At 71.4% G+C, this 20709-nt stretch carries 18 protein-coding genes; 8 read left to right on the forward strand and 10 right to left on the reverse strand.

Annotation, left to right across the window (positions count from 1 at the left end; all coding sequences use genetic code 11):
* Nucleotides 1-78: 78 nt before the first annotated feature.
* From GDI_RS15580 to GDI_RS15615, 8 genes are read right to left on the reverse strand one after another with little or no spacing between them, the layout of a single operon-like run.
* On the reverse strand, nt 79-1995 hold the full coding sequence (locus GDI_RS15580) for a response regulator (RefSeq protein ID WP_041249530.1): 1917 nt from the start codon (nt 1993-1995) through the stop codon (nt 79-81).
* On the reverse strand, nt 1992-3902 hold the full coding sequence (locus GDI_RS15585) for a response regulator (protein ID WP_012227769.1): 1911 nt from the start codon (nt 3900-3902) through the stop codon (nt 1992-1994). Before GDI_RS15585 ends, GDI_RS15580 begins: the two co-directional genes overlap by 4 nt.
* Complete coding sequence (locus GDI_RS15590; protein WP_012227770.1) at nt 3899-5002, reverse strand: chemotaxis protein CheB; 1104 nt, start codon at nt 5000-5002, stop codon at nt 3899-3901. The genes GDI_RS15585 and GDI_RS15590 overlap by 4 nt, the downstream gene beginning before the upstream one ends.
* A complete protein-coding gene (locus GDI_RS15595; RefSeq protein ID WP_012227771.1) occupies nt 4999-7158 on the reverse strand; it encodes a hybrid sensor histidine kinase/response regulator in 2160 nt (719 codons plus the stop codon). Before GDI_RS15595 ends, GDI_RS15590 begins: the two co-directional genes overlap by 4 nt.
* Before the next feature lie 9 nt (nt 7159-7167).
* Nucleotides 7168-8850 carry a methyl-accepting chemotaxis protein gene (locus tag GDI_RS15600; protein WP_012227772.1) on the reverse strand — a complete coding sequence of 561 codons (1683 nt, stop codon included), beginning with the start codon at nt 8848-8850 and terminating at the stop codon, nt 7168-7170.
* Nucleotides 8851-8856: 6 nt separating this feature from the next.
* A complete protein-coding gene (locus GDI_RS15605; protein ID WP_012227773.1) occupies nt 8857-9423 on the reverse strand; it encodes a chemotaxis protein CheW in 567 nt (188 codons plus the stop codon).
* Between the two features lie 14 nt (nt 9424-9437).
* Nucleotides 9438-10865, reverse strand: a complete 1428-nt coding sequence (locus GDI_RS15610) for a CheR family methyltransferase (protein WP_012554737.1) — start codon at nt 10863-10865, stop codon at nt 9438-9440.
* The gene (locus tag GDI_RS15615; protein ID WP_012227775.1) at nt 10858-11397 is read right to left on the reverse strand and encodes a chemotaxis protein CheW; all 540 of its coding nucleotides are present in this window, start codon (nt 11395-11397) and stop codon (nt 10858-10860) included. Before GDI_RS15615 ends, GDI_RS15610 begins: the two co-directional genes overlap by 8 nt.
* Before the next feature lie 176 nt (nt 11398-11573).
* Between GDI_RS15615 and GDI_RS15620 the strand changes: the two genes are divergently transcribed.
* The 6 genes from GDI_RS15620 (at nt 11574) to GDI_RS15645 (ending at nt 16662) form a co-directional block, all read left to right on the forward strand.
* Nucleotides 11574-12029: a hypothetical protein gene (locus tag GDI_RS15620; RefSeq protein WP_012554736.1), complete on the forward strand. Its 456-nt coding sequence runs from the start codon at nt 11574-11576 to the stop codon at nt 12027-12029.
* 35 nt (nt 12030-12064) lie between these two features.
* A complete protein-coding gene (locus GDI_RS15625; protein WP_012227777.1) occupies nt 12065-12754 on the forward strand; it encodes a cell division ATP-binding protein FtsE in 690 nt (229 codons plus the stop codon).
* Nucleotides 12747-13784, forward strand: a complete 1038-nt coding sequence (locus GDI_RS15630; protein ID WP_231854139.1) for a cell division protein FtsX — start codon at nt 12747-12749, stop codon at nt 13782-13784. The genes GDI_RS15625 and GDI_RS15630 overlap by 8 nt, the downstream gene beginning before the upstream one ends.
* Nucleotides 13763-14404: a YdcF family protein gene (locus GDI_RS15635; RefSeq protein WP_012554734.1), complete on the forward strand. Its 642-nt coding sequence runs from the start codon at nt 13763-13765 to the stop codon at nt 14402-14404. The genes GDI_RS15630 and GDI_RS15635 overlap by 22 nt, the downstream gene beginning before the upstream one ends.
* A gap of 53 nt (nt 14405-14457) precedes the next feature.
* A complete protein-coding gene (locus GDI_RS15640; RefSeq protein WP_012227781.1) occupies nt 14458-15243 on the forward strand; it encodes a lysophospholipid acyltransferase family protein in 786 nt (261 codons plus the stop codon).
* Between the two features lie 297 nt (nt 15244-15540).
* Nucleotides 15541-16662 carry a DUF2125 domain-containing protein gene (locus GDI_RS15645; RefSeq protein ID WP_012554733.1) on the forward strand — a complete coding sequence of 374 codons (1122 nt, stop codon included), beginning with the start codon at nt 15541-15543 and terminating at the stop codon, nt 16660-16662.
* Between the two features lie 23 nt (nt 16663-16685).
* Here the strand turns inward: GDI_RS15645 and phaR are convergent, their stop codons facing one another.
* Nucleotides 16686-17342 carry a polyhydroxyalkanoate synthesis repressor PhaR gene (phaR, locus tag GDI_RS15650; protein WP_012554732.1) on the reverse strand — a complete coding sequence of 219 codons (657 nt, stop codon included), beginning with the start codon at nt 17340-17342 and terminating at the stop codon, nt 16686-16688.
* Nucleotides 17343-17898: 556 nt separating this feature from the next.
* Between phaR and GDI_RS15655 the strand changes: the two genes are divergently transcribed.
* Together GDI_RS15655 and GDI_RS15660 are read left to right on the forward strand one after the other, a co-directional pair.
* Nucleotides 17899-19068: an alpha/beta fold hydrolase gene (locus GDI_RS15655; protein ID WP_050935072.1), complete on the forward strand. Its 1170-nt coding sequence runs from the start codon at nt 17899-17901 to the stop codon at nt 19066-19068.
* Between the two features lie 63 nt (nt 19069-19131).
* Nucleotides 19132-19875: a 3-oxoacyl-ACP reductase gene (locus GDI_RS15660; RefSeq protein ID WP_012554730.1), complete on the forward strand. Its 744-nt coding sequence runs from the start codon at nt 19132-19134 to the stop codon at nt 19873-19875.
* Nucleotides 19876-19902: 27 nt separating this feature from the next.
* Here the strand turns inward: GDI_RS15660 and gloB are convergent, their stop codons facing one another.
* Complete coding sequence (gene gloB / locus GDI_RS15665) at nt 19903-20631, reverse strand: hydroxyacylglutathione hydrolase (RefSeq protein ID WP_012554729.1); 729 nt, start codon at nt 20629-20631, stop codon at nt 19903-19905.
* Between the last annotated feature and the right edge of the window lie 78 nt (nt 20632-20709).

Below are 20709 nucleotides of genomic sequence, written 5' to 3' on the forward strand. Positions count from 1 at the left end.
ATAGGCCGTTCCCGCCGCAGGACAAGAGCCAAAGACGGAAGGCCGCCCCCCGCCGGTTCGCCCCCTCGATTCGCCCCTTCAGCCCGCCATCGCGCGGCTGACATGGCGGGACAGGTCCGCCTGGGTGAAGGGCTTGCGCAGCACCAGGGCGTCGTCGGGCAGGATGGTGTCGTCGGCATAGCCGGTCAGGAACAGGATGCGGCTGCCCGGATAATGCGCGCGAATCCGGCGCGCCGCTTCCTCGCCGTCCATCCGGGGCATCATCACGTCCATGACCACCAGGTCGGGGACATCGGGCGCCATGCCGGCGATCCGCGCCAGGGCGTCCTCGCCGCCCCGGGCCTCGATCGCCTGGTGGCCCATTCCGCGCAGGAAGCCGGCGGTCACGGCCCGCACCGCGTCCTCGTCATCGACCACCAGGACCCGCAGCCCGTGCGGGGCCGCCGCGTGCTCCGCCGCCTCGCGGGGGTCGGATGCGCCGCCCTGGCGATGATGGACCGGGAAATACAGATCCACCCGCGTGCCCTGCCCCGGCGCGCTGGTCACGCGGACATCGCCGCCGACATGCCGCACGAAGCCGTAGATCATCGACAGCCCCAGCCCCGTCCCGCGTCCCACGTCCTTGGTGGTGAAGAACGGTTCGAACACCCGCGCCACCGTTTCGGGCGGCATGCCGGTGCCCTGGTCGGCCACCGACACCACGACGTAATCGCCCGAAGCGGGCTCGCCCTCGGCCGCCGGTTCGTCCAGGTGCGCCACCCGCGTGGACAGGGTGATGGTCCCGCCGTCGGGCATGGCGTCGCTGGCATTGATGCACAGGTTCAGAAGCGCCAGTTCCAGTTGCCCGGCATCGGTGCGCGCCGGCGGCAGGTCGCCGTCCGGCGCCAGTTTGTCCATGCGGATGTCGAACGACGCATGGCTGCCGTCGCGCCGGCGCGAGGTCACGCCCTGCATCAGCAGATCGCGCATGCCGCGCAGCAGCGCGTTCACGTCCACCGGCTGCAGGCTCAGGTCGCGCGGCCGGCTGAAATTCAGCAGGCGCCGCGTCAGTTCCGCCCCGCGCCGCGCCGCCGCCATCGCGTTGTCCAGCAGGTGCGCCGTCCGTTCGTCCAGCCCGTCGGCCATGTCCGTGGCCAGTTCCAGCGAGCCCATCACCGCCGTCAGCAGATTGTTGAAATCATGCGCGATCCCGCCGGCCATGGTGCCCAGCGCCTGCATCTTCTCCGCCTGGCGCAGCCGGGCCTCCATCTCCCTCTGGCGGGTGATGTCGCGGTTGATCAGCACGGAATACGCCTCGCCGCGCGCATTGCGGTCCAGTTGCACCCGGGTGAATTCCCGCCAGGACAGCCCGCCTCCCGGCGCGGGAATGGCGATCACCTCCTCGTCCTTGCCCTCGGCCGCCAGGCGGGCCTCGGCCTCACGGACGGCGGGACGCTGGGCGGGGTCGCACACATCCTCCTCCCGCTGTCCCAGGCAGGCGGCCTCGTCGCGCCCGTAGAAGGCGGCCGCCTTGCGGTTGATGCGGATGAAGCGCCCCTGCGGGTCCTTGAACGCCAGGCCCGCGCGCAGATTCTGCTGCAACCCCCGCAGCAGCATCCGCTCGGTCTGCAGTTCGCCTTCCAGCCGATGGCGATGCGCCGCCTGGACGATCATGGCGCGCAGCGCGTCGCCGTCCCACGGCTTGTGGGAATAGAACGAGATGCGCCCCTGGTTCAGCGCCGCCGCCACCGCGCCGATATCGGCATAGCCGGTCAGCAGGATCGCCTGCGCGTCGCAGACGGTGCGCGCCCGCGCCAGCATGACGTCACCGCCCATTTCCGGCATGCGCTGGTCGGACACGATGACGTCGACGTCGCTGCGCCCGGCCAGGATTTCCAGCGCCTCGACCGGCGAGGTGGTGGACAGGATGGTGAACGAATCTTCCAGCAGGTCGGCCAGCGCCACCAGGATTTCCGGTTCGTCATCGACCAGCAGGACGACGGGACGATCGGTCATGCGTGTTCTCCCGCCGGCAGGGCGGTGGAATCGGCCATGGCCGCCAGATGCGGCTGCCACGGCACGGACACGGTGAAGACCGTCCCGCCGGCGGCCCCATCGGTCGTCCCGTCGGCCGAACGCGGCGCATCGGTGATCGAGATCGTGCCGCGATGGGCCTGCACGACGCCATAGGCGATGGCCAGCCCCAGCCCGGTGCCCGCGCCGACCGGCTTGGTGGTGAAGAACGGCTCGAAGATCCGCTCCTTCAGGTCCGGCGGAATCCCCGGCCCGTTATCCATCACGGTGAAGACATAGGTCCGCCCCGCCTCGCCGTCGCGCAGTTCGGTGCCGATCCGGATCATGCCCCGCGCGGGTCCCGCGTCGCTCATGGACTGTATCGCGTCGGCGGCGTTGCTGATGATGTTCATAAGCACCTGGTTGAGCAGCGCCGACTGGCAATACAGCCGGTCGGGCGCGCGATAATCCCGTTCCACCACGATCTCGCTGCCGAATTTCTGCCCCAGCAGCGCCAGCACCGTCTCCAGCGCCTCCGGCACGTCGATGACCTGGAACTGGCCTTCTTCCAGGCGCGAGAACTTGCGCAGGTTCAGCACCAGGTTCTGGATTCGCCGCAACCCCAGGTTCATCGATTCGACGCGATCGCGGCATTTCATCAGCGCGGCATGATGCCCGGCATCCGCCGGCGCCGCATCGCGTTCCTCATCCGCGATCACCCGCGCCAGCAGGCGGGCGACCGTGTCCTTGTGCGCCAGGATGAAGGCCAGCGGATTGTTGATCTCGTGCGCGATGCCGGCCACCAGTTCGCCCAGCGAGGCCATCTTGGCGGTCTGGATCAGCTTGCCCTGGGTTTCGATCAGCTTGCGGTTGGCATCGGCCAGTTCGGCGTTGGCCTGTTCCAGCGCCTCGGCCAGCGAGGCCTTGGACGCGATGGACGCCGCCTCGGCCCGCGCGGTCTCCACCGCGATCTCGCGCGCCTGCCGTTCCTGGTCCACGCGCCGCGCCTCGTCCTGCAGCAGCTTGCGCCGCACCAGCGCGCGGATGCGCAGCGCCAGCACGTCGGGCTCGACATCGTCGGCCACCAGGTCGTCCACCCCGGCCTCGAACGCCCGGGCCGAGAACACGCCCCGCAGCGCCTGCCCGCCGCTCAGCCCCAGGATGCGGGGCGGCACGCCGCCCGCCACCACGACCTCCTGCCGCACATCGTCCAGTTCGCGGCAGAAGGCGATGCCGTCGAAGGCGTCGGACACCAGGTCCACGACCACGCAGTCGGGTTCGCGCGCCGCTTCGAACCAGTCCTGCCGGTCCATCGACATCGGCTGGTGGGCCACCGTGACCTCGTGCCCGTCGCTGCGCATCAGGGCCGCCAGCGACGTCACGTCACGGTCACGCGTCCCGTCGCCGCCCACGATCAGGATACGCGCCCGGCGGAACATGCCGTCGCGCGCCCCCGCGCCGTCACGCAGCAGCGCGCCCGCGCCCTCGCGCAGCAGCGCGCGGATGCGAAAGACGATCAGGTCCGGGTCGGCCGATTTGGGCACATAGGCATCGGCGCCGCTTTCCAGCCCCTCGCGCTCCAGCCCCGGCTCGCCGCCCTCGGTCAGCATCAGGACGGGAATCATGCGCGTGACCGCGCTCATGCGCAGTTGCCGGGCCATCTGCCCGCCATTCATGCCCGGCAGGTGATAATCGGCCACCACCAGGTCGGGAATCCGCCCGTCCAGGGAATCCAGCGCGGCCTCGCCGCTGGCCACCCGGGTCACGGCGAAGCCGTGGCTTTCCAGCATCCGCCGGATGCGCAGCGCCTGGGTATCGGAATCCTCGACCAGCAGCAGCGCCGGCCGTGCCGGCCCCTCCTGCGGCGGGACCGCCCGCGATGCGGCGGCCTGGGACGCGCCGCCGGTCATGGCAGCCGCGCCTCGGCCCCGGCGATCGCAAGCGTGGACGTGGCCGTGGCGATCGCGGCCAGGTGCGGCGCGATCTGGCCCAGCGGCAGGCTGATCGAGGCCGCGCCGATCCGCTCGGCCGCGCCGGGCATGCCGTGAACGATGGACGTGCTGCGATCCTCGGCGATCGTATAGCCGCCGGCCCGCCGCACCTCCTTCAGCCCCGTCGCCCCGTCCTCGCCCATGCCGGTCAGCAGGATGCCGATCGCCCCGGCGCCTTCCCGCGCCAGGGACGCGAACAGCGCGTTTGCCGACGGCCGCTGCCCGCCCAGCGGGGGCACGTTCGACAGGCGGATCTCATCGCCGCATCCCAGCATCAGGTGGGTGTCGGCGGGGGCGACATGCACGTGGCCGGGCCGCAGCGCCTCGCCCGGCCGCGCGACGCTGACCGACAGTTTCGTCTGCGTGCCCAGCCAGGCCGCGAATCCTTCCATGAAGCCCGCCCCCATATGCTGGACCAGCAGGATCGGCCACGGGAACGTCGCCGGCAGCGCCCCCATGATGTGCGACAATGCCTGCGGCCCGCCGGTCGATGCCGCCATGCCGACCATGCGCGGGCGCAGGCGGGGCAGCGGCAGGGTGGCGGCAGCGGCTGCCGCCGGGCCGTGCGACAGCCGCTGCCGGATCACCGGGACCTGGCTCATGATATAAAGCTGCGTCGCGATCGCGGTGCCGCCGGCGGCACCGACCGGCCAGCCGGCCGGCTTCTCGACCACCGAAAGCGCCCCGGCGCGCAGGGCGTTCATCGAAACCTGCAACGCCGGATCGGCCGAGGCGTCGCTGACGATCACGATCGGCGTCGGGCATTCCGCCATGATCCGCCGCGTGGCCTCCAGCCCGTCCATGCCGGGCAGGCGCACATCCATCGAAATCACGTCGGGGCGCAGGCGCGGCACCAGGCGCAGGGCTTCCTCCGCGGTTTCGACCGAATCGGCCAGTTCCAGGCGCGGGTCGTCGCGGATCAGCCGGACCAGCACATGGCGGACCACGGCGGAATCCTCGACCACCAGCACGCGGGCCGGGCGCGACGCGCGCCCCCCGGTCACGGCACTTCCGGTCACAGCACCCCCCGGATGGTGTCCAGCAGGTCCCCCTGCTCGAACCCCTGCTTGGTGATATAGGCGCGCGCCCCGCCCTCCAGCCCCCGGCGGATGTCGGCTTCCTCGTTCCGCGAGGTCATCAGGACCACGGGAATGGAAGACAGGCGCGGATCGGACCTGACCGCGTCCAGCAGGGCGAATCCGTCCATCCGGGGCATCTCCACGTCCGTCACGATCACATCGATGCGGTGCGACGACCGGTGCAGCATCGACAACGCCTCGACCCCGTCGGTCGCCAGCACGACATCATAGCCATGGGTCTGCAGGATCGTCTTCTGGAGAGTCCGTGTGGTAATCGAATCGTCAACGACCAGCACCGTCGGCGTCCGCCGCGACGCGGCGTTGCCGCCGGCCGTGCCGCCGCCCGGGCTATCCCCGGGGCCGTCCCCCGGGGCCCCGCCCAGATGCCCGCCGGTCGCGCCCGCCTTGCGCCATCGATCCAGCAGCGTGTCGGGGCTGAGGACGAAGACCGGCCGGTCGCCGCGCGGCCAGCTCACCCCCGGCACCAGCGCGCTGTCCAGCCCCACGGCCTCGGCATCCGAGATCTGCAGGATCCGGACCTCGCACATCTGGTCCACGGCGAAGCCGCAGCGCACGCCGTCCATGGCCACCAGCACCACCGACAGCGCGCCCTCCTGCCCTTCCCGGGCGCCGTCATGCACCGGCAGCCCCGCGTCCGGCCGGCCCAGGAAGGCCGCCAGCGGCACCAGGGGCACCAGGGCCGCGTCGGTTTGGGGATCGCGCCGGGCATTCAGCGGAAAATAGGTCCGGCCGTCGACCACGCGAATGTCGCCCTGCCGGACGCGCACCAGCCGTTCGATCACCCGGCCGGGCACGCCGATGGTCATGTCCCCGACCTCGACCATCAGGATGGTGCGCTGGCGCTGCGACACCGGGACGGCCATCGTCACCACCGTGCCCCACGGACTGCCGATTTCCATCCGCACCGACCCGTGCAGGGTCCGCGCGGCCTCGGCCACCACCGACAGCCCCATGCCCCGGCCGGACAGGCGGTCGGCCTCGCCCCGGGTGGAAAAGCCGGGGGCGAACACCAGCGCCAGCAGGGTCTCGGGCACCGGCGGATCGTCCGGCGCCATCAGCCCCTGCCGCACGGCGCGCGCGGCGATGGCCTCCAGGTCCGGGCCGCGCCCGTCATCGGCCACCGACACCAGCAGGCGCACGCCCACCATCCGCACCGACAGGGTCAGGACCGGCACCGCGGGCTTGCCGGCCTCCTGCCGCCGGGCGGGGTCTTCCTGGCCATGGACGATGGCGTTGCGCAGCAGATGGATCACCGGGTCGCGCAGGGCCTGCATGACGCGGCGGTCGGCGCGTACGTCCATGCCGGCCAGCCGCACCATCACCTCACCCGTGCCGTGTTCGCGCGCGATCTGCCGCACCATGCCGGCCAGCGACCCGAACACCGTCCCGGCCGGGACCAGCGTCACCGCCCGGACCTCCTCGTCCAGGCGCAGCATGGCGCGATCGACCTGGCCGGCGATCCGCCCCCGCTCGCGCGCCAGCGCCGACAGGGCGCGCGTCAGCCGCGCCAGTTCCGCCGCCGGATCGACCGCGACGGCGCCGGCGGGGCCCGCCCGGCGGGTCGCCGCCGCCGTCAGATCCTCCAGTTCGGCCCACAGCCGTTCCTGGCGCGCCGACGCCCCCAGCACGTCATGCATCACGCTGACCAGGGCATCGAGGCGCGAGACCGGAACCTGGACATAGCTCTCCGCCCCGTCGTCGCGCGACAGGGGTGCCGGCGGAACGGGCTGGGGGGTGGGGAAAGGGTCCGCGTCATCCGACCCGTCGGACGCGTCCTGCATGCAGGAATCGATCCGGTCCATCGCCTCGCCGATCGCGGCCAGGTCCTCGGGCGTCACGGTTTCCGCCGCGTCCAGCAGCCGGAACAGCCGGCTTTCCAGCGTATGGGCGATCGTCTCGATATCGGTCCGCTCGACGACCCGCGCCGCGCCCTTCAGCGAATGGACACGGCGGAACACCTCGCCGATCGCGCGCGAATCCATCGGGCCGGCGGCCAGGATGTCGCGCACCACGCGCAGATGGTCGCGGTATTCGGCGTCGAAGACCGCCAGCAGTTCCTGTCGCAGCGCCTCCACGGCCGGCCGTCAGGTCCGGTAGCGCGCGGAAATGGCCAGAAGCTGGTGCGACAGGCTGCCCAGGTTGCTGGCCGAGGCCTCCAGGTTGCGCGTGCCCGCCGCCGTCTGCTGGCTGGCCTGGCGGATGCTCTGCAACGCGGTCATGACCTGTTCGATCCCGATCTGCTGCTGGTTGGTCGAGGCGACGATCTGCTGGAAGGCATGCACTCCTTCCTCGATCCCGCCGGTCATGCGCTCGATCGTGCGATAGGCGATGTCGGTGCGTTCCTTGCCCGCCGACACGCGCTTGACCGATTCCTCGGTCAGCATGACCGACGTGTTGATGCCGCGCTGGATGTCCCCCAGGATCGACCGCACATGCTGCGTGGCGTCGCGCGACTGGTCGGCCAGGATCTTCATTTCCGCCGCCACCACCGCGAAGGAGCGTCCGTGCTCGCCCGCCGCGGCGGCCTCGATCGCGGCGTTCAGCGCCAGCAGGTGCGACCGTTCCGACAGGTCGTTGACCGCGGTGATAATCTCGCTGATCGCGTCGGTGCGTTCCGACAGGGCGACGATGTTCGAGGCCACGGCCTCGGCGCCTTCCTGCGTGCGGTCCATCGCCCGCGCGGTTTCCTCGACCGCTTCCAGCCCGCTGGCGGAAGAATGGACGATGACTTCGGCCGACGAGATCACCTCGCGCGCGCGCTTGCTGATCTGCGCCCCGGAATGGGTGATCTGGTCCACGGTCGCCGCCGTTTCCTGCACGGCGGCGAACTGCTCCTCGACGCTGGCCGCCTGCTGCTGGGCGGATGCGCGGATGTCCGCCACCGCCGCGTCCAGGTTGCGCGTGGCCTCGCGGCTCTGCTGCGCGATCTCGCGCAGGCCGTCGATCATCCGGTTCAGCCCGGTGGCCAGGCGTTCGAACTCGTCCCGCCCGACGCCCGACCCGTTGACGTTGACACGGGTCGACAGGTCCCCCTGGCCGACCAGTTCCATCACCCGCATCAATGATGCCAGCGGGGCCAGGATCGACCGCCGGGTCCAGAACGTGACGATCAGCGCCACGATGACCGCCACCGCCAGCCCCAGCGTCAGTGACCGCCGGCTGAATTCGTACAGCGCGCCGCTCTGGCTCTCGCCGGCCTGCACGCCGCCGTCCAGCGTCGTCGCGGCCTCGGCCACCAACTGGTCGACGGCCTGGTCGCGGCTGTCCGACCGCGCCGCTTGCTGCCGCACCGCCGCGTCGTCCCCGCGCCGGATCGCCCCGAACAGGTCGGACGCCGACTGCCCGTTCTGCCGCACCTGGTCCAGCGCCTGGCGCAGGCGCGACGAGATGGTGGCGAACATGGCGCGCCGCGCGTCCACCCGGGCCTCGTCATCCGCCTGGCTGGCGGCGGTCAGGGCCTGGACCAGCGTGTCCTCGGCCTGGCGCTCCACCCCGCCCCAGTCCGCGATCGCGCCGTCCAGCGCGGTGCGGTCCTTGTCGTAGTCGCGGGCATAGTAATGCGACAGGATCGACAGGCGCCGCGCCACCAGGTCGTTTTCCAGCGCGCGCAGATGGTTCAACTGGCGATAGACGGACAGGTCGCGGGTCACGATCACCGTCATTTCGTCGCGCACATTGCGGATCTGCCCCAGCGCATAGACGCCGATGGACACCATCAGCATGACGCCGACCATGAACCCGAACAGAAGACGATTGGCGATAGTCACGGCAGGTCAGACTCCGAAATGACGCGTGGCGAGCAGGCGGGCGGGATCGAGCGCGGCCACCACCCGCCCGTCCGGCAGGGCGGCCATGGGGTGCGCGGCCGGCGGCCCGGCGGCGCCCCCGGCAGACGAGATATCCGTCACGTCCATCACCCCCGTCGTACGTTCCGCCAGCACCGCCACGCGCGTGACCGACAGGCCGGCCACGGGCCGCAGCAGCACCATGGCCCCCGGCGCATGGTCCGGCGCCTGCATCATGGCCCCGCCCAGCAGGACCGAAAGATCGAAGACTGTATACAGATTGCCGACATAGCCATAGACGCCCCGCACCCCGGCCGGGCAGTCGGGGCGCATGGGCATGGCGCTCCATGCCGGCTCGGTCATGCGCAGCACATGCCGCAGGTCGATCGCGTATCCCTGGTCCCCGACCTCCAGGATGACCGCCGGCCGGCGCACCACGCCGGCATGGCCCTCGTCCTGCCGGCCGCGCGCGGCCAGCAGGCGGGCCCGTTCCTCCATAACCCGCCGCGCATAGCGCCCGGCGCGGCCGGACGGATCGTCCGCATCCTGCCGCATGCCGTCGCGCCGGGTCAGAACACACCCCGCATCAGCCACGGCCCGTCGGCCACCATGTCATCGGCGCGTTCCGTCCCGTCCGGCCGGATCAGCCGCAGCAGGCCGCCCGCCGTCAGGCCGCCGCCCTCGGGCAGAGGGCTGTCGGGCGGCTGGCGCTGCAGCAGCGTCCGGGCCTGGCGCAGCAGGCGACGCCCCTCGCCGGCCTGCCCGCCGTCGCGCAGCAACCGCGCCAGATGGACATGCGCCATGACATGCTCGCGATCCAGGTAGATGGTGCGGCGGAATCCCCGCTCGGCCGCGCCGGCATCATCGGCCAGCACGCCGGACAGGAAATTCAGCCCGATATCCAGCGGGTGTCGGGCCAGCGCCGCCCGGCACAGGCCCAACGCCTGCTCCACCGCGCCGCTGTCCGCCAGGTCGCGCACCCCGGCCGCCGCGACGCCGGCCTCGGCCGGCACGTCCCGGCCCTTGCCGGGGCCCGCAGGGGGCGGCTGGCGGACAGGGCGGCCGGGCAGCGGCACGGCAGGCGAAAAAAGGGACGAGGCGGCGGCCGTCCGCCGGGGCGGCCGGGCCGGCCCGGCCCGGCAGTCCCGGGGACGAAAGGCGACCGTCCCGGGAAACGTCACGGTTTCCAGGAACGCGCCGCATTCCGAAACCGGGTCGGAATGGCCCAGCAGCAGCCAGCCCGGCGGCGACAGGCGCCCGGCCAGCGCCCGGACCAGGTCCACCGCCTGCGCGGCCTGGAAATAGATCAGCACGTTCCGGCACAGGATCAGGTCGAACGGCCCCGCCGGGCCGCCGCCCGCCGGCAGGTCCATGATGTTCCCGTATTCGAAGCGCACCATGCGGCGATAGGCGTCGCGCAGCACCCAGTGCCGGCCGCATTCGGTCGGACGGAACCATTGCGACCGTTCGGCCCGCCCGACATCGCGCAGCGACCAGGCCCCGTATTCCGCCGCCCGCGCCCGGTCCAGCGCCTGGACGCTGATGTCCGTGCCCAGGATGTCGATGGTCCAGTCGGGCTCGCCCCGCGCCCGCAGCAGGCGGCGCAGCAGGATGGCCAGCGAATAGGGCTCGGCCCCGTTGGAACAGCCGACGCTCCAGATCCGCATGGTCCGCAGCGGGCGCAGGCGGGTGATCAGGTCGGGCAGGATGGTCCGTTCCAGCGCGTGGAACTGTTCGGCATAGCGGAAGAAGAACGTCTCGCCGATCGTCACCGCCGATTCCAGCGCCCGCCATTCGACATCGCCCGTTCCGGGGCCGGACAGCAGGGCCAGGTATTCCATCGGGCGGGCGCAGTGGCAGGCTTCCATCCGGCGGGTCAGGATCATGTCCAGCAGATCCATCTTGTCGGCGTAGTAATGCAGCCCGGTGCGCGCGACGATCCACCCGGCCAGCCGTTCCAGGATATGCCGCCGTTCCGCCATCCCGCATTCAGACATCGCCGTCCCCCCACAGCGCGGCCCGCTGGTCCCGGGCGGACGCCAGATGGCCGATCCGCTGCCGTTCCCGCTCGATCAGCAGCCGGTCCGGGTCCATCAGCAACGCGGTCATGCCCCCATCCAGTTCAATTTCCCCCACCAGCCAGTCCCCGGCGGGCGCCCCGTCGGCGGGCAGGGCCGATGCCGGCCCGGCCTGCGGGCGGACGTCCAGCACGCTGTCGACCATGAAGGCCACGCGCGTGCCGCCGGCCTGGCCGCACAGCAGCAGCGGGCGATACAGCATCACGGCCTCATCCGGCGCCGCCCAGGGGCGCAGCCCCAGCAGCACCGCCAGGTCGATGGCCACCACGCGTTCGCCGCCCAGGCGAAAATAGCCCAGCACCGGCGCCGGGGTTCCCGGCGGGCGCGACAGGGCCGGCATCGGCACGCATTCCCGCACCGCGGGCACCGGCAGGGCATAGCTGCCGCCCGCCAGACGGAAGACGACGACGGCCCCTGATATCGTATCGCGTGATATCGTTTCCCTTGGCACCGCGGCTCTGCTGCCCCCACTCGGCGCACCGGTCCCGGCGGCCGCCGTTGCGGCGCCGCCCTCCCGGTTCTCTATTCACCGAAGATTGCATTTAATACAAGCGACGGCTACCTCCGGCAGGGATGCGTACCCGACACACCGGGCGCGCCGTGTATCCGTTGCCGGAGACCATCGTCATGGACAGCTTCAACCCGGGCCGTGCCGCCGACCGGTTCCTTCAGCCAGAAGAGGGGCCATCCGCGGGCACGCCGTCCCATGACGGAGCATCCCGAAGCCACGTGCCCTCCCGCTTTTCCCTGGGCCGCCTGGTGCGCGTGCTGGTATGCGCCGTGTTCTACGGCCTGTTCTATTTCGTGCAGCAGGTCACCGAACTGCTGGCGCCGCTGCTGCTGATCGTCGGCGTGGGCTGGAGCGTGCTGCCGCACGTGATCGGCGCCATCGGCACCAGCGCGGCCTCGGCCGACCCGCAGGCGCGCGATATCGTCACCCATGTCGCCGGCACCATTCCGCACCAGATCGTCGTCGGTTCCCATGTCGTCACGGCCATGTCGCTGGTGACGGACGGATTGCTGATGATGGCGGCCGCGGCGCTGTGCGCCACCCTGGCCGCCGTCGCCGCGCGCGAGATGTAGGGACCCATGCCCCGGCGGCCCGGCGGACGGCGCCCATGATCCGCCTGCGCGACGTCAGTTTTCGCTACGGTGACGGCGCCGCCGACGGCGGAGGCGGCGCTTCGGGTGGGGCCGCGCTGCGCCGCATCTCGTTCGACGTGCCGCAGGGCGGTTTCCGGTGGCTGCTGGGCCCTTCGGGGGCCGGAAAATCCAGCCTGCTGCGCCTGCTGTCCCTGGGCGCGCGCCCGACATCGGGCGGAATGGACATCCTGGGCAGCGCGATCGAACACGCACGGCGCGCCACCCTGGCCCGCCTGCGCCAGCGCATCGGCATCGTCCATCAGGATTTCCGCCTGCTGCCCGACCTTCCGGTCTTCGACAATGTCGCCCTGCCGCTGCGCCTGCAGCATCGGCCGGAAGATGAGATCCGCGACGAGGTCGAGGCGATCCTGTCCTGGGTCGGCCTGGGCGCGCGGGCGGCCTCGCGCCCCCCGCAGCTTTCGGGCGGCGAGCAGCAGCGTGTGGCCATCGCCCGCGCCGTCATTCACCGGCCGGCGCTGATCCTGGCCGACGAACCCACCAACGCGCTGGACGATGCCCAGGCCAGCCGGCTGATGGAGCTGTTCCAGGACCTGTCGGGCCTGGGCACCACGATCGTGGTCGCCACCCACAACGACGCCCTGATCCGCCGCTATCCGGCGCACGAGCTGGAACTGGCGCAGGGCAGGCTGGCGCGCGATGGCTGACCGCCCCGGACGCCCCTACCGCGACCGGCCATACGGCGAGCCGGGCCCCCTGGCGCGATGGAGCCGGGGCCGCCGCGCCGACGGGCTGGCCCTGCGCCACGCGCTGCCGGACCGGCTGCTGCCCGTGCTGGTCGCCGCCATGGCGGTGCTGGCCGCCCTGGCCCTGGCCGGCGCCACGGGGGCGCAGGTCCTGTCGGACCGCTGGTCGGCCGGCGCGGCGTCCATCGTCACCATCCAGGTCCCGCAACCCGATGCCGCGGCCTCCGCCGCCGTGACTTCCGCCCCGGCACAGACGCGGGCCGACGCGGTCCTGGCCGCCCTGGCCGACATGCACGGCGCGTCGCAGGTCCATCGCCTGGCCAAGGATGAACTGACGGCCCTGCTGGCGCCCTGGCTGGGCCATGACGGCAATTTCGCCGGCACCTTCGCCCTGGCGCTGCCGGCGGTGATCGAACTGCACCTGCCCCCCGGCGGCTCCTCCGGCGGCGCGGATGACGCCGCCGCCCTGGCCCGCCTGCTGGACGCCCGCGCCCCGGGCACGCTGGTCGAACGCAACGACGTGTGGAGCGACCGGCTGGGCACGCTGGCCCGCAGCCTGCGCACCTGCGCCATCCTGGCGGTGCTGATCGTCGCCGGGATCGCCGCCGTGCTGATCACCGCCACCACCCGCGCCGGCCTGGGCGCGCGGCGCCAGCCCATCGAACTGATCCACGCCATGGGCGCCACCGACGGCTATATCGCCGGCCGGTTCGCCCGCCGCACCGCCCTGCTGGCCTTCACCGGCGGCCTGATCGGCAGCCTGCTGGCCCTGCCGGTGCTGGTCCTGCTGTCGCGCGTCGCCGCCCCCTTCGCGGCCTCGGGCACCGCATCGCCCCAGGCCCTGCCCGCGCTGACGGACTGGTCGGCCTGGCTGTCCGCCCTGCCCACGCCGCTGGTCGTCACCCTGCTCGCCCTCGCGCCGGCGGCGGCGCTGATCGGCTGGCTGACAACACACATCACCGTACGCACATGGCTCCGCCGCCTGCCATAAAAGCCAGTCCGGACGCGCGGCGTTTCCTGTATGGCGCGCTGGCCGGGCTGCTGGCCTTCGGCCTGCTGTGGGGCGCCGGCTTCGCCTGGTTCTTCCGCGACGCGCTGCGCCCGCCCGCGATGCCGCCCATCGCCGACGGCATCGTGGCGCTGACGGGCGGCCAGGGACGGATCGAGGCATCCCTGCGCCTGCTGGCCCAGGGACGCGGGCGGCAATTGCTGATTTCGGGCGTCGCCCCGCACGCCACCACGGGCAGCGTGGCCAGCCGCCTGCAGCCCCAGGGCGGGGGGGACGGCATCCCCGCCGCCCTGTGGCGGCATGTGACGCTGGGCCGCCATGCGACCTCGACCATCGGCAACGCGGATGAAACCGCCGAATGGGCCCACGCCAACGCCATCCATTCACTGATCGTCGTCACCGCCGGCTACCACATCCGTCGCGCGACGATGGAAATCCGCCGGACGGTGCCCGGTATCGTGCTCTACCCCTATCCGATCCAGCCTCCCGCCCTGCAGGCGCCGCTGCGCGTGGCCTCGGTCCGCCTGATGGCCACGGAATACGACAAATGGATCATGGCCAGCCTGGGCCTGACCCGCGACATGGACGGCTACGGCCGCTGAATGCCGGCCCGCGGCCTTGTCATATTCGCGTTTTCCGGTGTACGGCGGCTGCCATGACTTTCGTCCGCGCCTGCCTGTTCAATCTCTGTTTCGTCACGCTGACGGTCGTGATGGGCATTGCCGCCCTGCCGATCCGCCTGTTCGCCCACGGCTTCGCCCTGCGCTACGCCAAGCTGTGGACCCGCCTGTCGGTGGCGGCCCTGTGCCGGATCTGCGGGATCAGGGTCATCGTCACCGGGCGCGAGAACCTGCCCGCCGGTCAGCCCTGCCTGCTGGCGTCCCAGCATCAATCGGCCTTCGACACGCTGGTCTGGATGAACTTGGTGGACCGGCCCGCCTATGTGATGAAGGAAGAACTGACCCGCATTCCGCTGGTCGGGCCGATGCTGCTGCTGGCCGGCATGATTCCGGTGCGCCGCACCGACGGACCGAAGGCCCTGCGCGCGCTGCTGGCCGCGACCGGACAGGCGGCGGCGGACGCGCGGCAGATCGTGATCTTCCCCGAAGGCACCCGCACCCGCCCGGGCGAGAAGGCACGGCTGCATCCCGGTATCGTCGCCATGGCCAACCATACCGGCCTGCCGGTCATTCCCGTGGCCACCGATTCCGGTCTGCGCTGGTCGCGCAACGCCTTCTTCAAACGTCCCGGCCCGATCCATATCGCCATCGGCCCGGCCCTGCCCCCCGGACTGGGACGGGCCGGGATTCTTCCGGCCATCTCAGCGGCATGGGACGAACTGTCCGGCCGCTTCGGAAAAGCTCCATCCGAGGACAACCCTGTGGATAACTCTGTGGGCGTTCCCGTCATCGATCAGGACGGCCTGCAACCCCCGATTTGACGATCACGGTACTCGGGTCCGCCGATCGACCGGCACGGCGCCACGCGGTCCCGACAGGCAACGTGCCGAAATTCGGACAAATCCCGTATTTTTCAACGCCTTTCCGGAATCCCGCGCCAGAATCGGGCCGGTCCCCCGGCGCGGCCTTCCGCACCCTGCGGCTGCCGCGCGACATGGGCTGCCGGTCCTGTGGATAAATTTTGTCCCCCGCCCCTTCCTCTCCTGTGCCCGGACAATATGAAAGATTTGTGAATCAAGCTCTTCGCCGCCATCCGCAAAGTGCTTTATCAAGGCGCGATGCCCGGTTCAGTCCCCTTTTTGCATCGCCTGCGCCGAAGCCCGTCGGCCGGCCGCCGGGTGCGCCGCGCCGGACTGGTCCTGGGGTGCGTGGCCGCGCTGGACGGGCTGTGCTGGCTGGCCGCGCAGCGGGTGATGGACAGGGCGCTGGATGGCTGGACCACGCGCCTCGCCCGGCAGGGCTGGAGCGTGCAGGCAGGCCCCAGGGCACGGGGCGGATCGCCGCTGACGGCGCGCATCACGCTGCGGTCCCCCCGCCTGCACGGACCGATCGGCCGGCGCAGCGCGGCCTGGGGCGCGGACGGGCTGGCGATATCGGTTTCATGGCTGCATCCCGGCACCTTGCGGGTCGGACTGATCGGGACGCAGGCCCTGCGCCTGTCCGGCCCGGACCGCGCCGGCCTGCTGGCCCTGCGCGGCCGGGGCCAGGATGCGGACATCACGCTGCCGCTGGCCCTGCGGCCGGACGCGCCGGGGGGACAGGCCGCATGGTCGGCCCGGCGGCTGGATGTGCGGGTGCTGGACCCGGCGGGGCACGAGACCGGCTTCCGCCTGGATGGCGTGCAGGGCCACGGATTGTGGAACGACCAGGCCGGCCCCGACGCCAGCCGGCTGGCGCTGGCCGTGACGGCCGACCGGGTGGACCTGCCGCTGAACTGGCCGCTGATCGGGTCCATGCCCCCCACGCTGCCGGACCCGCGCCGCCTGCATGACGCCGGCGTGGAGGTGGCGTTCCCCGGTCCCACCCCCGGCGACCCATCGGCGCATATGCTGCTTCAGGACGCCCACGCCACCTGGTCCACCCTGTCGCTGCATCTGGTGGGACACGCGACCCTGCCGCCTACGGGCGGCCCGGACGGCACGTTCACCCTGTCCCTTACCGGCATCGGAACCACGATCCACGCGCTGGAACAGAGCGGAACGGTCCCCCGCGACCTGGCACGCGCGGTCACCGCACTGGACCGCTGGGCCGCCGAAACCGGCGCGGACGGACCCGCCGGTCCCTCGCCCGCCACCCCGGTGCTGAGCGACCGGCGCCTGGACCTGCCGCTGCGCCTGCGCGCGGGCGGCGTGTTCCTGGGCACGCTGCCGATCGGCAGCATCGCCGACGATCTGCCCTGACCTGAGAGGGGGTGGGCGCCCGCCTAGCGCCGACCGCCCTGCGGGCCCAGCGCGTCGCGCAGGGCCGCGACTTCGCGGCGCAGCCGTTCCAGTTCCTCTTCCATCGTCTCGGGTTTCACCGCCCCCGGCGATGCATCCCCGGCCGCGTGAGCGTTCCCATCGGCGAAAGACGGCGCGTCCGGCCGCGCGGCGGGACCGGGTGCCGGCGCGTCGGGCGCGGGCTGGTACATCGACACGAACATGGACAGCGCCCGGTCCATCATCGCCATGTTCTGCCGCCCGATCTTTTCCATTTCAGGCGGCAGGAAGGTTTCCATCGTCCGCTCCATGGTGCTGCGGATCTGCTTCTGGCTGGCGGCGAACTGCTCCATCATCTGGTCCAGATAGTCGGGCACCAGCCCCTGCATGCTGTCGCCGTAGAAGCGGATCAACTGCCGCAGGAAGGTCGCGGGCAGCATGGCGCGGCCCTTGGTCTCTTCCTCCATGATGATCTGGGTCAGGACCGAACGGGTGATGTCGTCGCCGGTCCGCGCGTCATAGATCACGAACTCCTTGCCACAACGGACCATATCGGCCAGCGTATCGAGCGTGATGTAGATTGAGCTTTCGGTATCGTACAGGCGTCGGTTCGCGTATTTCTTGATGACGATCGGGGCGACCGGGCTGTTGGCATCCGGCAATATACCCTCCATCAACGGGGCTGGGCCACATGCGGCCAAAGTGAAAGCGGCCCGTCGGACGACGAACGGCAATGCAACGGGAATGACATATCGAAGTTCGCGACCGCGATGCAATCGCCACGGCTACGACATGCGGGTCACGGAGGATAGCATGACCGGCTTTCCGGCGCACGATGCCTTGACGCACCCCCGCGCACCCGCCCCGCCGAAATGACCCGGTCCGACCCGCCCGAGGACCCGCCCGACCCGGCGGCCCTGATGCGCGACTGGCTGGCGATCTGGCACAGCGAGGCCGCGGCCCTGCGCCTGGACCGCGAGGCCGCCGAGACCATGCAGCGCCTGACACAGCACATCGCTCAGCAATTCGCCCCCTTCTGGACCGGCCATGCCCCGCCGCCCGCCTCGCCCGAAACGGACCCCGGAACGCCCCATGGCGACGCCCACGCCCGCCCCCCCGCATGGCCCTTCCCTGGGCCCTTCCCTGGGCCCTTCCGTGGGCCCTTCCCCGGACCAATCCCCTGGGGAACAGCCCCCGCACACGGTGGCCCCGGGCCCGATGCTGCGCCGGGGTCCCCGGCCGCTGGCCCTGCACCTGTCGGGCGCGCTGACCTCGATGCCATTCGCGCGCAGCTCGACCGGATCGAACGACGGCTCGACCAGCTCGAAGACCGGCTTTCCGCTTCCGCCCGGCCTGCCGGGGGGTGATCCCGCCGCCCTCGACCCGGTTTTCCTGGCCGGAGTGGCCGCCTATCGCCGCCACCCCTACCAACGGGTGGACCCCGCGCCGCCGCCCGTGCTGTGGGCGCAGGGCGATATGCGGGTGCTGGACTACGCCCCCACGGGCGGCCGGCCGGTCCTGTTCGTTCCCAGCCTGATCAATCGCGCCTATGTCCTGGACCTGATGCCGGGGCCGGCGGCAGGCGGCGTGTCGATCCTGCGCGACCTGGCCGCGCGCGGACTGCGGCCGCTGCTGGTGGACTGGGGCTGGCCGGGCGAGGCGGAACGGCGCCTGGATTGCGCCGGCTACGTGACGGAGCGGCTGGAACCCGCCCTGGCCGCGATCGCGGCGCAATGCGGCGGCCCGGTCACGCTGGCGGGCTATTGCATGGGCGGGCTGCTGGCCGTGGCGGCGGCCCAGCGCCGGCCCGGCCTGGTGCGCGCACTGGCCCTGCTGGCCACGCCGTGGGACTTTTCCACCCTGCCCCCCGGCACGGCCGGCGCGCTGGCACACATCATCGCCCCCTATGCGGGCCTGATGGCGCTGACCGGGACGGTGCCGGTCGATGCGCTGCAGACCGCCTTCGCCGCCATCGATCCGCCGGGAATCATCCGCAAGTTCCGCCGTTTTGCCGACATGGCGCCGGACGACCCGCGCACCGCGCTGTTCGCCGCGATGGAGGACTGGCTGGGCGACGGAGTCCCGCTGGCCGCCCCGGCCGCCATCGCGTGCCTGCGCGACTGGTACGGCGCCAACCAGCCGATGCGCGAGTGCTGGCAGGTCGGCGGCACGACCATCCGGCCCTCCACGCTGGCCCTGCCGACGCTGGTCGCGATTCCGGAACGCGACAGGATCGTCCCGCCCGAAAGCGCGCGCCCCCTGGCCGCCCAAATCCCGCACGCCACCGAACTGCCGGTCGCGGGCGGCCATGTCGGCATGGTGGCCGGCCCCCGCGCCCGCGACCTGCTGGGGGCCCCGCTGGCCGCGTGGCTGCTGCGCCATGGCTGACAAAACGCATGGAAGGCGCCGCACGATCCTGTAGGATTCCATTCTGAAACAAGGATGGTATCCATGATCCCTGCCCCGGACCCGACACCGCGCGTGGCCTTGGTGACAGGCGGCACGCGCGGCATCGGCGCGGCCGTCAGCCGCGCCCTTCGCGACGCCGGCCGCCGGGTCGTGGCGACCTACGGCACGAATGTCGAACAGGCCCGCCATTTCGAAGCCGAGACCGGCATCCGCGCCGTTGCCTTCGACGTCGCGGATCTGGAAGCCTGCGCCGACGCCCTGGCGCGGATCGCGGAACGGGACGGCCCGGTCACCATCCTGGTCAACAATGCCGGCATCACCCGCGATTCCACCATCGGCCGCATGACCCGCGCCGCCTGGGACGACGTCATCGACACCAACCTGGGCGGGGCCTTCAATCTGTGCCACCTGGCCATGCCCGCCATGCGGGCCCAGGGATTCGGCCGCATCGTCAACATGGCCAGCATCAACGGCCAGACCGGCCAGTTCGGCCAGGCGAACTACGCCGCGTCCAAGGCCGGGCTGCAGGGCCTGACCCGCGCCCTGGCGCTGGAAGGCGCGCGCCACAACATCACGGTCAACACCGTGGCGCCCGGCTATATCGACACCGCCATGCTGGAAACGGTGCCGCCGCATATCCTGACCGGCATCATCGACCGCATCCCGGTCGGGCGGCTGGGCACGCCCGAGGACGTGGCCCGTGCGGTGACGTTCCTGACGGCGGACGAAGCCGGGTTCATCACCGGCTCCACCCTGTCGGTCAACGGCGGCCAGCACATGCCCTGAGGCTGCTTCAAGAGCCTGTATTCCTTTTTACCGGAATGCATCCTTCTCCCGCCTCAGGCGGGCGAACGTCGCCACGTCGGGGGCGCGCAGGAACGGGTTGGTCTGTTTTTCCAGCCCCAGCCGCACCGGCACGGTCGGCCGGGCCTCGGCGCGCAGGATGTCGATTTCCGCCACCCGTGCATGCAGCGCCGCGTTCTCCGGTTCGACTTCCTGCGCGAAACGGGCGTTGGACAGGGTGTATTCATGCCCGCAGCAGATCAGCGTCGCATCCGGCAGCGCGGCGATCCGGCGCAGCGAGTGGAACATTTCCTCGGCCGATCCTTCGAACAGCCGCCCGCAGCCCAGGCTGAACAGCGTGTCACCGCAGAACAGCGCCGGGACCAGGGGAAAATGGAACGCGATATGGCCGCGCGTATGCCCAGGCGTTTCCATCACGGTGCCGATGGCCCCGCCCAGCGCGATGTCGTCGCCCTCCGCCACCGCCTGGTCCAGCATCGGCAGACGGTAGGCATCGGCGGCGGCGCCGGTCACGATCGCACCGAAGCGCTTGCGCAGCGCATCGGTCGCCGCCACATGATCGGCATGATGATGCGTCAGGAAAATCTGGTCCAGCCGTCCACCCGCCTCCTCCACCGCCGTGACCAGGGGCGCTTCCTCGGCCGGATCGACCAGCGCGGTCGCGCCGCTGTCCTCGTCACGCAGGAACCAGGCATAATTGTCGGTCAGGATCGGCACCGGGCGGATCGAAAGTCCCATGATCTGTCTCCATCTCGCAGGGCACGCCCGTTCCATGCCGCGCGACGGCCGGGGGCACTTCCCTTCAACGTTTGTCCT

The sequence above is a fragment of the Gluconacetobacter diazotrophicus PA1 5 genome (assembly GCF_000067045.1).
Classification (GTDB): domain Bacteria; phylum Pseudomonadota; class Alphaproteobacteria; order Acetobacterales; family Acetobacteraceae; genus Gluconacetobacter; species Gluconacetobacter diazotrophicus.

Coding starts and splice junctions, on each gene's coding strand:
- GDI_RS15640 (WP_012227781.1), top strand. CDS start 14,458: ATGACTTTCGTCCGCGCCTGCCTGTTCAATCTCTGTTTCGTCACGCTG.
- GDI_RS15610 (WP_012554737.1), bottom strand. CDS start 10,865: ATGTCTGAATGCGGGATGGCGGAACGGCGGCATATCCTGGAACGGCTG.
- GDI_RS15630 (WP_231854139.1), top strand. CDS start 12,747: ATGGCTGACCGCCCCGGACGCCCCTACCGCGACCGGCCATACGGCGAG.
- GDI_RS15580 (WP_041249530.1), bottom strand. CDS start 1,995: ATGACCGATCGTCCCGTCGTCCTGCTGGTCGATGACGAACCGGAAATC.
- GDI_RS15655 (WP_050935072.1), top strand. CDS start 17,899: ATGCTGCGCCGGGGTCCCCGGCCGCTGGCCCTGCACCTGTCGGGCGCG.
- GDI_RS15635 (WP_012554734.1), top strand. CDS start 13,763: ATGGCTCCGCCGCCTGCCATAAAAGCCAGTCCGGACGCGCGGCGTTTC.
- GDI_RS15585 (WP_012227769.1), bottom strand. CDS start 3,902: ATGACCGGCGGCGCGTCCCAGGCCGCCGCATCGCGGGCGGTCCCGCCG.
- GDI_RS15625 (WP_012227777.1), top strand. CDS start 12,065: ATGATCCGCCTGCGCGACGTCAGTTTTCGCTACGGTGACGGCGCCGCC.
- GDI_RS15660 (WP_012554730.1), top strand. CDS start 19,132: ATGATCCCTGCCCCGGACCCGACACCGCGCGTGGCCTTGGTGACAGGC.
- gloB (WP_012554729.1), bottom strand. CDS start 20,631: ATGGGACTTTCGATCCGCCCGGTGCCGATCCTGACCGACAATTATGCC.
- GDI_RS15605 (WP_012227773.1), bottom strand. CDS start 9,423: ATGCGGCAGGATGCGGACGATCCGTCCGGCCGCGCCGGGCGCTATGCG.
- GDI_RS15620 (WP_012554736.1), top strand. CDS start 11,574: ATGGACAGCTTCAACCCGGGCCGTGCCGCCGACCGGTTCCTTCAGCCA.
- GDI_RS15645 (WP_012554733.1), top strand. CDS start 15,541: ATGCCCGGTTCAGTCCCCTTTTTGCATCGCCTGCGCCGAAGCCCGTCG.